The organism is Olivibacter sitiensis DSM 17696 (assembly GCF_000427965.1).
Lineage (GTDB): Bacteria > Bacteroidota > Bacteroidia > Sphingobacteriales > Sphingobacteriaceae > Olivibacter > Olivibacter sitiensis.
Genome location: NZ_ATZA01000002.1, coordinates 61,836 through 76,682, shown reverse-complemented (window position 1 = coordinate 76,682; position 14,847 = coordinate 61,836). Strand labels below are relative to the sequence as shown.

Annotated in this window: 11 protein-coding genes; 8 read left to right on the top strand and 3 right to left on the bottom strand. The window is 44.7% G+C overall.

Annotated elements, in window-relative coordinates; translation table 11 throughout:
* The first annotated feature begins 17 nt into the window (after nt 1-17).
* The 8 genes from A37S_RS0101490 to A37S_RS0101455 all read left to right on the top strand — a co-directional run bounded on the left by A37S_RS0101490 (nt 18) and on the right by A37S_RS0101455 (nt 6,710).
* Nucleotides 18-326, top strand: a complete 309-nt coding sequence (locus A37S_RS0101490; protein WP_028295467.1) for a hypothetical protein — start codon at nt 18-20, stop codon at nt 324-326.
* A 36-nt stretch (nt 327-362) separates the two neighbouring features.
* Nucleotides 363-656 (top strand): cell division protein ZapA, encoded by a 294-nt coding sequence (locus tag A37S_RS0101485; RefSeq protein WP_028295466.1) that lies wholly within the window; start codon nt 363-365, stop codon nt 654-656.
* Nucleotides 657-963: 307 nt separating this feature from the next.
* A complete protein-coding gene (gene rny / locus A37S_RS0101480) occupies nt 964-2,517 on the top strand; it encodes a ribonuclease Y (protein ID WP_028295465.1) in 1,554 nt (517 codons plus the stop codon).
* 74 nt (nt 2,518-2,591) lie between these two features.
* Complete coding sequence (locus A37S_RS27365) at nt 2,592-3,125, top strand: DUF962 domain-containing protein (protein WP_028295464.1); 534 nt, start codon at nt 2,592-2,594, stop codon at nt 3,123-3,125.
* A gap of 37 nt (nt 3,126-3,162) precedes the next feature.
* The gene (locus tag A37S_RS0101470; protein ID WP_028295463.1) at nt 3,163-4,158 is read left to right on the top strand and encodes a glycosyltransferase family protein; all 996 of its coding nucleotides are present in this window, start codon (nt 3,163-3,165) and stop codon (nt 4,156-4,158) included.
* Nucleotides 4,159-4,278: 120 nt separating this feature from the next.
* Entirely contained in the window at nt 4,279-4,881 is a 603-nt protein-coding gene (locus tag A37S_RS0101465) for a 2,3-bisphosphoglycerate-dependent phosphoglycerate mutase (protein WP_028295462.1), read from the top strand.
* Nucleotides 4,882-5,015: 134 nt separating this feature from the next.
* Nucleotides 5,016-5,729, top strand: a complete 714-nt coding sequence (gene bamJ / locus A37S_RS0101460; RefSeq protein WP_211229701.1) for a BamJ family beta-barrel-assembly machinery protein — start codon at nt 5,016-5,018, stop codon at nt 5,727-5,729.
* An 84-nt stretch (nt 5,730-5,813) separates the two neighbouring features.
* Entirely contained in the window at nt 5,814-6,710 is an 897-nt protein-coding gene (locus A37S_RS0101455) for an aldo/keto reductase (protein WP_028295460.1), read from the top strand.
* 13 nt (nt 6,711-6,723) lie between these two features.
* On the opposite strand, the gene A37S_RS0101450 is transcribed toward A37S_RS0101455, so the two are convergent.
* The 3 genes from A37S_RS0101450 to A37S_RS23175 are packed head-to-tail and all read right to left on the bottom strand — an operon-like array spanning nt 6,724 to nt 14,804.
* Nucleotides 6,724-7,161: an aspartyl protease family protein gene (locus tag A37S_RS0101450; RefSeq protein WP_028295459.1), complete on the bottom strand. Its 438-nt coding sequence runs from the start codon at nt 7,159-7,161 to the stop codon at nt 6,724-6,726.
* A 31-nt stretch (nt 7,162-7,192) separates the two neighbouring features.
* Nucleotides 7,193-9,574 (bottom strand): translocation and assembly module lipoprotein TamL, encoded by a 2,382-nt coding sequence (tamL, locus tag A37S_RS0101445; protein WP_245586281.1) that lies wholly within the window; start codon nt 9,572-9,574, stop codon nt 7,193-7,195.
* Nucleotides 9,489-14,804 carry a translocation/assembly module TamB domain-containing protein gene (locus tag A37S_RS23175; protein WP_051292632.1) on the bottom strand — a complete coding sequence of 1,772 codons (5,316 nt, stop codon included), beginning with the start codon at nt 14,802-14,804 and terminating at the stop codon, nt 9,489-9,491. Before A37S_RS23175 ends, tamL begins: the two co-directional genes overlap by 86 nt.
* Nucleotides 14,805-14,847: the final 43 nt, after the last annotated feature.

The window sequence follows — 14,847 nt, the reverse complement described above, 5'->3', positions numbered from 1 at the left end:
TAAACTTAATGCAATACATGTCTACGCTGTCTAAACAACTGGATAAGGTGGTCGATAAGACAACGAAATTAATCGAGTTGTGCTTATCATTGAAGGAACAGAACGATATGCTGCAATTGCAAAACCAGGCACTGGAAGTGGCCCTGGATACCAGTAAAGGAAAAGTAAAGGAGCTGGAAGAGAAGGTGAAAGCCTTGGCGGTGGCTCGTACATTGGAAGGTACATCTGCTGTGACAAGGGATGTAAATGAAAAAACACTTGACATAAAGCAAAAAATTAACGATTTTGTGCGAGAAATTGACAAGTGCATAGAACTGCTAAAGTAGCATGTTCTGCTGTTAAATAGTGAAGACAAGCTCAATATGGGAGATATTTCCATAAAAATAAATATCGCCGACAGAATTTATCCACTTACCATTGCTATGGAAGAGGAAGAGGTTATCAGGCAAGCGGCAAAAGTGATCAATGACCGTTTGAAAGATTATCAGGAAAATTATGCGGTGAGAGACAAACAAGATTTATTGTCGATGGCTGTATTGCATTATGCCACGACTGCGCTGAAAGCCGAGCGAGCGCTGCAATCTGAGGATACGGCAGTGGCTAGTAAAGTTGCCGAGTTAGATGAATTGCTGACAGGCTTTTTTAGCATCAGATAAATACGTTCTTTGTAATAGATAGAGCTTCGAAGACATAACCGCGGTTAATGCGGATTTCACTATTTTTAAACTTAACACTTCAATATAAAGAAGCGTAAATAGACATACTTCATTTTGCCTTTTAGGCCACCTGAAGATAGTTAGTACGCTAAACTTGTAATTAGAAGTTTGAAATATTGGAATCTTATTATTAACTGCGGTTTTTTTTTAGAAAAAGAATTTAGAAAAGGTACGATCTTATCGCCTGTTGCAAAAAGATAGACAGGTGGTTTTTACACACAAACATCGTTTAATTATAGTTTAGTACATGGAGACAATAATAGGTATAATAATAGGTCTGGTAATCGGATTTGCTGTAGGGCGATATCTGCTACGTAAATTGTTGAAGAAGCAGGAGATAACCGCCCAGAATAAAGCTAAGAAAATACTCAAGGAAGCCGAACAAGAGGCTGAGTTGATGAAAAAGAACCGTATGCTGGAAGCTAAGGAAAAGTTTTTGCACTTGAAGGCCGAGCATGAAAAAGAGGTAAATCAGCGGAACAATACCCTGAGTCAAAAGGAGAATAGTCTAAGGCAAAAGGAACAGTCCCTTAATCAGAAATTGGAAAATGCCAACAGGGAAAAGCAAGAAATAGACAATACGCGTAAGAACCTCGAAAGACAAATAGAGCTGAATGAGAAGAAGCAGGAAGAGGTAGATCAGTTAAAGCTACAACATATCAAGCAATTGGAGACAATAGCTGGGTTATCTGCTAGCGAAGCAAGGGAACAATTGGTGGCCAACTTGCGTGAGGAAGCTCGTACGCAGGCAATGAGCCAAATAAAGGATATTGTGGACGAAGCCAAACTAACGGCCAATAAAGAAGCTAAAAAAGTAGTTATCCAAACCATTCAACGTACTGCTACCGAAAGCGCCATAGAGAATACTGTTTCTATTTTCAATATTGAAAATGATGAGATTAAAGGTAGGGTAATAGGCCGGGAGGGTAGAAATATCCGCGCATTGGAAGCTGCCACGGGGGTAGAAATTATAGTAGACGATACCCCAGAAGCCATCATTTTGTCGGGATTCGACCCGGTGCGTAGGGAGATTGCTCGTTTGGCATTGCACCGCTTGGTGACCGATGGTCGTATCCATCCCGCCAGAATAGAAGAGGTGGTAGCGAAAACGAAAAAACAGATTGAAGATGAGATTGTGGAGATAGGCGAGCGTACAGTCATAGACTTGGGGATTCACGGTTTGCATCCAGAACTTATCCGCATGGTAGGCCGAATGCGCTACCGTTCCTCCTATGGACAGAATCTATTGCAGCACTCGCGTGAAGTGGCAAACTTCTGTGCCACGATGGCTGCAGAGTTGGGCCTGAATGTGAAACTTGCTAAGCGCGCCGGACTTCTGCATGATATTGGTAAGGTGCCTGACGATAATCCAGAGTTGCCACACGCTATTTTGGGGATGCAACTGGCAGAAAAATATAAAGAGCATCCGGAAGTGTGCAATGCAATTGGTGCCCACCATGACGAAATTGAAATGACTTCCCTGATTTCTCCCATCGTGCAAGCTTGTGACGCCATATCAGGTGCACGTCCAGGTGCCAGACGCGAGGTGGTAGAGAGTTATATCAAACGCTTGAAGGAACTCGAAGAGCTAGCACTCTCGTACCCGGGAGTCGAAAAAACTTTCGCCATACAGGCGGGTAGGGAATTACGTGTAGTAGTGGAGAGTGAAAAGGTGAATGATGCACAGGCCGAAATTCTAGCTGCCGATATTTCCAATAGAATTCAAACCGAAATGACTTATCCTGGGCAGATTAAGGTGACCGTCATACGCGAGACGCGTTCGGTATCCTTTGCCAAGTAGTTTTTAGAATATTATTTGTAAAGGTGCGGCACTTGGAATTTTTCTTAGGTCGCACCTTTTGATTTGCCAATAAGATGACAGCAAAGAACAAAAAACCAAAAAAGGAACCCCTAAGACCGATAGATACCTACTTCCGTTTTTATGAAGAACAATATCCATCTCCCTCCAAAAGGGGGGCACAGGCGGTAGGTATGCTTTTCTGGTGGTTTGGTTTGTGTGGGCTCGTGTGGTTCATTCCATTTCCTTATCTGGTTTTTTTTGGGAGATATAACGGATTTGTTAATTGGTTTACTTTTTTAATGGCCATATTAATTTATTGTTATTATCGCCTTTCACCTATGCTTTCTTATTTTATGTTGATTACCTTTGGTTTGTTCAGCTATCTTTTTGTCCAATTGGAATATTGGGAAAAAGAGAGTGGGCCAGAGCCGTGGCTGTGCTGTCTAGCTGTTTTTGTGCTTGCATCGATAATTGGGTTGATAGGTCGGTATATTATAGACAAAAAACAAGGAAAAAAGGTATCTCTTCTAGATAATATGAAGTTGTTATTTATAGGGCCCTTATGGTTATGGAGGTATGTATTCCTCAAGCTGAGCTTGCGTTATTAACATCCATTTTGCCGATAAGGTCCTTAATCGGTTGTCAATGAAAGTACTATACGCTATTCAAGGCACAGGCAATGGTCACCTTAGCAGGGCGATGGATATAGTCCCCTGCCTGCAGAAACGAGTTGACGTGGATGTTCTTATCAGTGGGATACAGGCTGACCTAGCCGTCCCCTTTGCCGTTAAGTACCGCATGCGCGGATTGAGCTTTATCTTTGGGAAAAGTGGGGGCGTAGATTTATGGCGGACCTTCCGGAAGAGCAAGTTGCGCCAAACCATTAAAGAAATCCATAGCTTGCCCATTGAAGAGTACGATCTGGTGATTACCGACTTTGAACCGGTGTCTGCTTGGGCATGTTACCTTAAGGAGTTTCCATGCGTTAGTTTGAGCCATCAAGCGGCTGTTCTCGATGTCTTGTCGCCCAAACCCAAAGAGCAAGACATGATGGGGAAGTTTATTTTGAAGCATTATTCACCTAGTACGCTTTCTTACGGATTTCATTTTCAAATATACAACGACTGCGTCTTCACTCCAGTTATCAGGCAACAAGTGAGGGAGCAGGAGGTGATTGCCGGAGATCATTATACCGTCTATTTGCCGGCATATGACGACCGTAGGCTTATAAAGAATTTGCTGCGTTTTAAGGATGTGTCGTGGGAGGTGTTTTCCAAGCACAATAAGTCTCCGTTCACGACCAAGAATGTCTCGGTAAAACCCATCGACAATGAGGCATTTGTCAAGAGCATGGCTACGTCTACGGGAGTGCTATGTGGTGCAGGTTTCGAAACGCCGGCCGAAGCGCTTTTTCTTAGTAAGAAGTTAATGGTAGTCCCCATGAAGAATCAGTACGAGCAGCATCTTAATGCCGCAGCTTTGAAACAGATGGGTGTGCCGGTCATCAAGAGCTTGAAACCTAAATATGACGAAGAGATAGATGCTTGGCTGGAAAGTAACCATCGCGTTTCTGTTGATTACCCTGACAATACCCAAGAAATTATCGATCTGGTACTCAGTAGGCATTTAGTAAAACGATAAAAGGATTGATTTTTAATTCCAATAAACACTTTAATGAATTTGAGTTGTTTAAGGATTGGTGAATATGACTTCTTATGCTGTAGTGAGGAGCGTCATCAAGTAAATTTTATTTAATGATTTATGCTGGTATTGATAAGACATGGTGAGTCGCAGTGGAATTTGGAAAATAAGTTTACTGGAGAGGTAGATATAGATTTGACAAAGCACGGTATCGAAGAGGCGAAAGAGGCGGGTGCAAAATTGAAAGGCTATACTTTTGATAGAGCGTTTTGTTCTGAATTAAAGAGAGCAAAACATACCTTGCAGATTGTCTTGGAAGAAATAGGTGCACCAAAGAGCTTGCCTATTGCGTGCGACAGGGCACTCAATGAAAGAAATTATGGAGATCTCCAGGGGTTGAATAAAACCGAAACAGCCAAGCGCTTTGGAGAGGATCAGGTACATATTTGGCGGAGAAGCTATGATGTGCGGCCGCCAGGGGGCGAAAGCCTCAAGGATACTGCGGCCCGAGTGATCCCCTATTACGAGCATCAAATAAAACCCTATGTAGATAAAGGTGAACATGTGTTGGTAGTAGCTCATGGCAATAGTCTAAGGGCGTTGCTCATGGTGTTGGAAGGCCTGTCACCCGAGAAGATTACCGAAATTAATATTCCTACCGGCGTACCCAGGGTATATGAGTTTAATGCCGACGGCAGTGTGAAGTCTGCCGATTATTTATAAGTTTGCTCCCTCAGGTACCCGTCATAGCTTATGGTTTCATAAATTCGCAATGATAAACAAAATGAAAACCATAAAGTGTGTCGCATAGCTGTTAACGGGTAACGAACAACTATTTTTTGTATTTTTGCGACGCGATGAAAACAATAGTTTTATTAATGGCCATATTGTGTCCTTTTGGCGCAGATTTAATGGCCCAGAAAAAGAAAAAAACAGAAGTAATGGAGATAGAAAAGAAGCCATTGGTGGAAAACAAAATTGATTCGGCATCCTATGCTTTTGGACTTAGTCTGGCGAAGGACTTGAAAGGACGTGGACTCAAAAAGTTGAACGCTCAGGCTGTAGCCAAGGCAATCGAGGATGTTTTCAACGACAGCACGTTGCTAATGCAGGAAAGTGAAATGATGGAATCAATTCGTACCGTACTTACCGAGGCGGCAGATGAGCTCAAGAAGAAGCAAATGGCAGCCGGCGTACAGTTTTTGGAGGAAAATGCCAAACGAGAAGGAGTGCACACCACGGCCAGTGGATTACAATATGAGGTTGTTCGACAGGGAACTGGTCCCAAGCCAAGTAGTGAATCGGACGAGGTGACTGTACATTACAAAGGCACTTTGATAGGCGGCAAAGTTTTCGATAGTTCGTATGATCGAAATGAAACTATCTCGTTTCAGCTAAACAGGGTCATTAAAGGATGGACCGAAGGAGTGCAACTGATGCCCGTGGGCAGTCACTACCGTTTCTTTATCCCTTATGATCTGGCATATGGCGAGCGCGGCGCGGGCAATGATATTCCACCTTATAGTGCACTGATTTTTGATGTCGAGCTGTTCAAGATCAATGGACAATAATATCGACAGTAGGAGCGAAGAAGGTTAGAGAGGCGTAATATATTACGTCCCTACTGAATGGGTGAATGGGGTAATTTTTTTTAAATGGTACAATTAGGGAAATCAGATCTACAAGTTAGTGAATTGGCTTTTGGCTGCATGTCTTTGGGCGACAACCAAAAGCACGTTAGCCACTTATTGAACAAGGCATTTGACAAGGGAATCAATTTCTTTGATACAGCGGATCTATATAACAAGGGGCTAAACGAACTACATGTTGGTACTGCCCTGAAAGATATTCGAAAGAAGGTCATCCTTACTACAAAAGTGGGCAACCAATTGCGCCCTGACGGGAGCGGATGGGACTGGAATCCTACCAAAGATTATATTCTCAAAGCGGTAGACCAAAGCCTGAAACGCCTTCAGACGGATTATATCGACTTGTACCAACTGCATGGGGGAACCATAGACGACCCGATAGACGAAACGATAGAAGCTTTTGAACTGCTCAAGAAGCAGGGTAAGATTCGTTGGTACGGTATTTCCTCTATTAGACCCAATGTCATTCGGGAATACGTGAAGCGTTCGAATATCCAATCTGTGATGATGCAATATAGTTTGCTGGACAGGCGACCCGAAGAAGAGGTATTGCAGCTATTGCAAGAGCAGGGCATCAGCGTTATCGCTAGAGGGGGAGTGGCGCAAGGTTTGTTGTTGGGCAAGGAACCGAAGGACTACCTTCAATATACTGCCAGCGAAGTAGCCAAGGAAGCGAGAGCCGTGGAAGCTTTGGCCGAGCAAAGAAACTGTGACGCTATTACTATAGCTTTGTCTTACCTATGGCATCATCCTGTGGTGGCCAGTGCCGTTACGGGCATTCGCACAGAAGAGCAGCTGGATGAGGCATTGAAGGCATGGGAAAATAAAGTCAGTTTAAGCAATGAGGAAGTATATGCCCTTTCCTCACAGATAAGGGCCATTCACTATACCGAACATCGATAATCGATTTGTGCAACTAAGTTCTCTTATACCTCGGTTTCTTGAGCGATAAGGTACCCTTGCCGTAATCTATTACCGCTTTGTATTGCGATAGGAGATCTCCACCTATTACGCCTATGACCGGTTCGAGGTTCATATTGGCATAAGCATAATTGATCGTTGATAAATCTAGGATAGCAACTTCAATATCGCTTAATTCTAGATCTCCTATTTTTAAATGGCTCACGTTCCACAGGAAGCTTTCCATATTGGTGGTACCCAATCCCGTGGATACGCGGTCGGTAGTAATGAGGCTACTACCATCGAGATAGTTTTCTATGGTGGTCTTGTCGAATACCGTTTTGGAAGCACCCGTGTCCAAAACGGCTTTGAAGGATTTGCCGAAGGCAAACAGTTCCACCAAGAGGTGAACCCCATCCTCCAGTTGCAGTACTTCAAGTGGTATCTTGATCATGTAGTATCTTTTCCGTCGTCCAATAAATAAGTTAGAATGGATAACCAATAGCGAGGTTGAAGACAATATTGTTGCTACGCCATTCGGGATCCCTGAAATTGATTTTATTGAATACCCATCTTTCGTTTTCCGGCAAGTAAGGAAGACGGAAAGGAATGGCAAAATCGGTACGGAGTACCAGTACAGAGAAATCAAACCGTAGGCCTAGGCCGCCACCCACGGCAAATTCCTTGGCAAAGTCTTTTGTAAATTGACCACCCCCTCTTAAGGAATCGGCATTTTGCAACCATATGTTGCCTGCGTCTACAAAAGCCGCCCAATCCAGAAAACTGACTATCTTTCCGCGGTACTCGGCATTGAGTTCCATCTTGATGTCGCCCGTCATATCGGGCACGAAGTTGTTGTTGCCTATGCGGTCTGGATCATAAGACCCGGGGCCAATGGCGCGGGCCCTGAAGGCTCTCAAGCTGTTTGGCCCGCCAGCAAAGAATTGCTTCACGTAAGGCAATTGTCGAGAATTTCCATAAGAATAGCCATAGCCCACCATGGCACGTGCAGCAATGGTACTCTTGGAGGTCAGTTTAAAATAGTTTCGGTACTCTAGTTCGGTCTTGATGTATTGTGAGAATTGTGCGCCAAATATGTTTTTCGGATTCGTATTGGCATCGGCATTCATCAGCAGGCCGGTGATATTACCAGATAGGTCTAGCCCGCCCAGAAAATACATCGTATTTCGCCTGGTGTTTTCCATCGTGTTGGTATAGGTAAACTTATACGTAGGGCCGAAGGTGAACTGTCTGTCTATAGCGCGTTGCAAATTGGGGTACTGTTCTATCAAGTCGAGGTAAAAATCGGTCACGTTTCTGGGTTGTACATAGCCTACATCCAGCACATTGAGGTTATGGTCCTTTTTGATGGACTCCTGCCATTGATAGCCCCATGCAAAGCGCATGGAGTTCAAACGGTATGCCTGTCTACGGTTGAGGAATTCGTATGCTACCAAGGTGGTGGTATGTGGTACGAAGCGGCGTGTAGGAGACCAATTGAATGGCGCAATGATACGAGGCCAAGTCAAGGCCGCTTCGGCTCCATAACGGTAAAAGTTTGAATTGATATTTACACCGCCGCCAGATTGCACTTCGTAACCACCGTATACCGAAAAGCGCAAGAGTTCCGCCGCTTTAAAGGCATTCCTGTGGCGCCAACTTACGTTGAGTTCAGCTCCGTTGTAAACGGCGGCAGTTTTGCCCAACAGCTCTGTCCGGATGGTCTTTTTCTGCTGGGGTGTCAAATAGTAGTGTACATCTAATAAATGGTTTGCACTATCTGCAACGATATAATTCGTTTTCACAAAACGAAAGGTTCCCATTCCCACCAGTTGACTGATTGTTTGATTCTGCAAGTCTCTGTTATAGGTGTCACCTTTATTTAGAAATATCGTCCTAGCCAGTGCAAATTTGCGAAAGGTTCTATTGGGATCTACGAAATAATAGCCCTTGTAGTTTTCGGCTTTTTCGGAACTGGCTATGACGTAGTTGCCTTGCTGCAGGGAATATTCAGGATAGATGAATACATTATTGATCTTATAGGGATGTTTAGCATTTTCGGGCGTTTCTTTTTTGATCTTGACGTTCATGTCTACCTGGTTGTTGCCTAAGGCACTGTCTACCTGTACCAGGATATGATCTGGACTGAAAAAGAAATAGCCCTTGTCTTTCAGTACATTGTCTATGCGTTCTCTTTCCGTGATGATATTGTCCAAGTTGTAGGGACGTCTTGGTTGCAATAGACTTTGCTCTTTTGTGGCTGCTATTTCGCGGGATATGAGCGAAGTGTCTTTTGGCCAGGTAACGTTTCTGGTTCGGAATATCCTTTCGGTATGTGCCGTATACAGGAGGCTTGCCTTCCTGTTGCTGATGGTGCTGTCGGCAGATATGCTGGCATTGAAAAATCCCCTGCTTTCTAGTCTATTGCGCAAGAGATTTTGGTTGTACTCTACGTTGACATCGCTCAGTAGCACGGGTGCCTTGCCTACCTTGTTCTTAATCCATGCGCGCACGCCTGTTTTCTTTTTGGGTTCGCCCATCATATTGTATATATACAAGCGTGGGCGAAGGCCAAAGATACTGGAAGTAGGTTTGGGTCTTAACAGTTCTTCCAGGTCACTTTCTAGCGGTCCCCTAAAGCGGGCAGGAATACTGTCGCTATCGTCTAACTCTACTTCTCCGCTCACATATAGATTTTCTCCTTCCTTGAGGTATTTGATGTTGCTACATGCCGATAGGGTCAGGAGGAGAACAAAGCACATTGCCAAATGACGTATTAGTTTATTTAGCATCTTGCCCTCCTGTCTCTTCATGGATATAGCTTTCATTTTCATTTCTGCTAGCAGCACTATTGTGATTATGGTCATTGTTTTCGTTAGATGATGATTCGTCGCCAGAGCCACCACTTTCCTCTATCGCTCTTCTTTTGCGCTCGGCCGGAGGGATGCGTCGGCGTCTTTCCAGCGAGTCTGTCCTTCTCCTGTCCATATATTCTCTCATCTGTGTGCTAACGGAATCAGCCCGCTGCTGATTTAATTTTTCTAGGTTTTTCGCACGCATAAATATTTCCCTGAACTCGTCATAGCTCATGTTAACGATAAATCCAAGGCCCGTCTCTATGAATTGGCCTTGTAGGGTAACTTGATATTGGTTCACGCGGTAGACCCGGGCCACATATCGGCCATCCCTGGACAGTTGGTATTCAATGTTAATATCGCCAGCAATATTGTTGGCCTTTTGGCCTGGCTGTTGGCTGCCCTCAAGTTCAAAGCTCGATCCTACGGTCACTTTCAAGCGGTCGTCCAACAACCTTTTTGACACCCCGACGTTGAGGTCGGTTCGAGTTTGCTGGCTTCCCGTACTATAATCATCGGCGGTGGATTGCAGATCAAAATTTAACTCGACACCACCCACCAGGTCACCAGCCAATTTGTTTAGCTGATTGGACAGCAGGCTGCTCACGCTGGAACGTACCATGGTCTCGGTGCTCGACCCACCCGCCGAGGAGAACGGATTATCGGCGATAAACCTACCCAATACCAACAAGGCAAAGGTCTGCTTATTCATTTCCGATTCGTTTTCCTTCAACTCTGCCAATCGCGTCTCGATCAGTTGGGTAGCATCCTGCGGCAAGGTATTGAGGTTGCCGCCTGTGCCCAGATCGATATCAAAGGAAATAATAGGTTTCATCATTTTGCCACCAATGATGAGATTGACGTTAAAGGGAATGCGTTGCAAGAAGTAGGCGGAATTTTGACCGCTCATTTGATTTTGTACCAAGTCGATAGGTTGCGCCTGTACATTGTAGATAGCCGTCATGTTGAGGTCCGCATCCATTACGTCTCCTCCCCATGTGATGGTACTACCCTTTTTGAAGAGGAATTTGCGGTTTATCATCGAAAACGATAGCGAGTAGTCTCCTTCTTCCACTTCATAGGTTCCTGCCAAGGTCATTTCTCCACCTGGTTCGATGCCAAGGGAGAGCAAGGCTTGTCCTTTGATATTAAGCTGATCGCCCGTTCCGGGATCTACTACCACGTGGAATGCTGCATTCTTCTCTATTTCCAGGTTAAGAGAAATATTCATTCCCGTGATGGCATTACTGCCATCGCTCGTTTCCGTACTATCCCGCACGTTGAGTATGGATATACTATCTTGTGTCTGCGGAGCTAGGCTCACAAATTCTACGATACCTTCCCTGTCCACCATGCCCGGATCGGTGAGCGGCATAATATAAGTCATATCGGTGTTGCCATTGATTTTCAATGAGCCATTGACGGATGGAGCAGTCATAGGTCCCCTGATATGCATGTCCGTATCGAGAAAGAGCAGGCCATAGAACAGGTCGTTATCTTCAATGGTACTGTTCAGTACCTGAAAATCATCGGCCGTGAGATCGAGATTGAGCGCATAGTCTGTATAGTTTGTGGTGTTGATGCTGCCATTTACGATGGCCTTGTTGCCCACGCTATCCGCTAGGGTGAAACGATTGAAACGGATGCCTCGATCGTTGAAATTGATGCGTTGCTGGTCCATGTTGAAGGTCGCGTTGAGCATAGATACGTTCAGACTCGCCTTATCGAAGATCAGATCGCCATTGATGCGGGGAGCTACCGTAGTGCCGGTGATATCCAAGCTGCCATGTATGGCACCGGTAGTGCGGCGCAAATTGCCCAAACTGAAGGCCTGAATGGTGCTCATGTTCAACCTGTTTACATCCAATGTGAAATCCATATTTGCTGTTCCATTTGGAGGACTGACATAGTCTCCGGAGAGCACCACGTCGTTGTCGTTGCCGGTAATGGATATTTTGGCGGTAAAGGTATTTTCTTTGAGATTGTTCACCTGAATATTGATGTCGCCCACCGGATCATTGCCAAAGGTGAATTGGTTGATCGATATATCTGAAGTGAATACTGGGGAACTTTCCAAGCGATCTATCGTTGCATTGCCATTGATGCTACCTCCAAACACAAGGGTATTACTTTCTATGATATTGGTAAATGTTTCTATTTTAAAGTTTTCAAAATCCAGCCTTAGCGGAGCATTGTAACTGCTGTCTTGCGATACAACGTGAAGCGACTGTCCATTCAGGCTTAAATCGAATTGATGGGCCAAGAAGCCGTTCCCTCCAAATATGACGGCATTGTCTGGGTTTACTTGCCAGCTGTCATAGTTGAGCATAAGACCATCCTCTTTCAGGCTGAAGACAAAATCCTTGGCTTGTGCCAGCACATTGGCTCCTATATGGTATTGTTCTTTCCCCTTTTTATCTTTTATCCAAAGTCCTACATCTACGTTGTTGTCCTTTACGGAGCCGCTTAGAATCGTGTTGATCAGTTGAAATTCGGCCAATGCCACTTCGCCTACCAATACCGAATAGTACAAAGTGCTGTCGGCCGTGTTGACGTCTACTACGATGTTCCTGAGTTGTGTGCCTGCATATTCCGTACGTGGAGCCACGGCTTTCATCATGACCAATTGCATATCGCTATTGAAATACCCATCTATATTGATTGGTTGCATCTCCGTCAAGTCAGGTACCACCTTTTGGATAAGTGCCGATCTGGTGAAGGTGGCGCCAAACTCAAATTCGGCAGGGCTGTAGCCCGTTGTATCGGCAGTGCTTTTATTGTTCTGTTGACTTGCCAAGACCGCCTCTTCCGTTTCCTCGGGATGGTAGTATACCGCAATGACATCTTGGAGAGCATTAGCTATTTCTGTCAGCTTGTATTTTCCGGTTACATGCGCATTCAGGAAATCGGATACCAGTTGAATCCTGTTTTGTTGCTCTGTAGCCGAAGCAACCACACTGATGGTGTCAAAAACGAAGCGTTCGTTGTTGTAGACCAAGATAGCTTTGGCCAAGTCAATCCTTCCATTCAGGAAATCGGGATCTGCCGTTTCAAAATCGGCATCTATCTGGCCATGAAAGCGAATTTCATCGGTCGTAAGGTTCAAGTTCTGCGCGTTGACGCTGTCAATCATCAATCGTGCCGATACACGCGGATATTGACCTTGCATATTGGCAGAGGCATCCATATTGAACTGGATATTGGGATCATCGCTATTCATCTTTGCCGTCATGTCTCCTGCATTGGCCTGTGCCTCTAGCTGGATATCTTTATAAGTATATCCCATTGCTTCCGCACTGATCAGGGTAGCCTTGGCTTCGGCCACCATTTTTGAAGGATCTAGGCCAGTGCCTTGCAGCTCCGCCTCAAAGGAAACTTTACCCAAAGTGGTATCCATCATGATATGGCCTACATCCAGGTCGGCAATGTTAAGATTGGCATTATAGCTGGTGTCCCGTTGACCATTCACATTATATTTGGCATCTACATCGGCGTTGCCATTGCTTGTTTTCAGATGCATGGACGTGATGAAGTTACTCATGCCGCCCTTGAAAGAGCCCTGCAACTGCATGTTTTGCGGAATGTTGATGCTATCGGGCAGTATGCCTTTTGCCAACATTCTATCCAGGTCTCCTTTGCTGGTTCTGAAATCTTTAATCACCAGATCGGCATATAGCTTATCGGTGTCGGGCAATCCCTTGATATGGGCACTGGCATGTATCTTGGTCTGGTTGAGGGTGCTGAATTCCAGATTAGGGATGCGTAAGTCGTTGACTTTACCATTTATTTTCCCGTGGATTTTGAAAGTTTGGTTTCTCAGGGGCTGTACTTCCGGCATGGTGGCTATATCGGGCATCAACAGCAGGATGTCCTTCATGCCTACATGGCTGCGATTTACGTTGACGTCCAGCGACATATTGCCAATTTCGTCGCTTAACCTTTCCAAAGAAGCATATTGTACCACTGCCCTATCTCTGATCAGCGTATTTGGTGTCTCGATAAGGAGGTTGGACAGTGTTGCTCCGTGATCGTTGTAAGCAAAGTCCGTCTCCGCACGTTTCAGCTCCAATCCGCTTCTATCCTTGAAATTCAATTGGTTCAAGTTTCCGCTAATGGAGTCCATAGAGAAGAACAGGTTTTCCAGCTTTAGGTCAAATTGCTTGATGTCGATATTGGAATAATCCATCCCTTGTTTGATCTTTGGCTGATTGGCATCGTAGAACGAAAGTTCATTGTTGGCGAGGTTAATATCGCCCACTTTTACCTGCCAGTTGATGGAGGACGTATCCGCGGTGCTGGCAGTGGCAGTAGTTTTGGGATTGGTCTTCCCAAAAACGATGCTCGATTTGGACTCCTGCAACAGCAGGTCTTTAATGTCAACGAGTTCCTTGTTCAGGTCAAGGGAATTGATATTCACCAACAGTTTCTTGAAAGCAACCTTGGCATCCATTGCCGAGCTTTCGTCATTGTAGGCTAGGCGTATGTCCTCCAGATTGATTCTACCTAGCTTGAGGCCTGGCATGGCTGCCGTATCGCCGGTAGCTTGCTCTACGCCGAGGTCGTCAGGAGAAGGAATATCCTCTGCCTGCGCTACTTGCCATTGTTTCAGGTTGGTGTTGATGCCTTTTATGTTGATGTTGGGGATCTCAAAATTCATGTTATTGAGATCGAATACCTTAATGCGCGTATCGAAATGAACGAGATTGAAATCGACGTCTGTACCTATTATCTCATCGTGATATACCAGTCGGATCCTATCGAGTTTTATTTTGTCGATGGAAAACTCCATGGTAGAGGTGGTGTCTTCAGGTTTGGGTTCTTCCTGATCCTCACTGACAAATGCCCTAATGATATAATCGAAGTTGAAAGCGCTGTCGGGAAGCGTTCTATCTATCTTGGCAGTTATCCCCTCTAGGTCTATCTCATTGATCTCCACTTTGTTTTTCAGAAGTTTCAGCAGACTGATGTCGACCATCAATTTATCGCCAGCTAAAAGCGTATCTTGCTTCTGATCTTCAAAATAGACACCTTCTAGCACAATCAGTTTGGGTAAGTCCAGCGATACACGGGCTATTCTTACGGGAGTTTTAATTTTGTTTTCTAAGAAGGTAACCGCCTTTTGTACGATGAAATTCTGTACTGCAGGAATCCTGATGAGAATGAATATCAATAGGACTAAGCCGATAATGGACCCGATGAGCCATAGTACTACTTTAAATGCGATTCTGCCGAAATTCTTCAAAATGGAGTAAAATTAAAAAAGTATCAAATGATGAAAGATGACT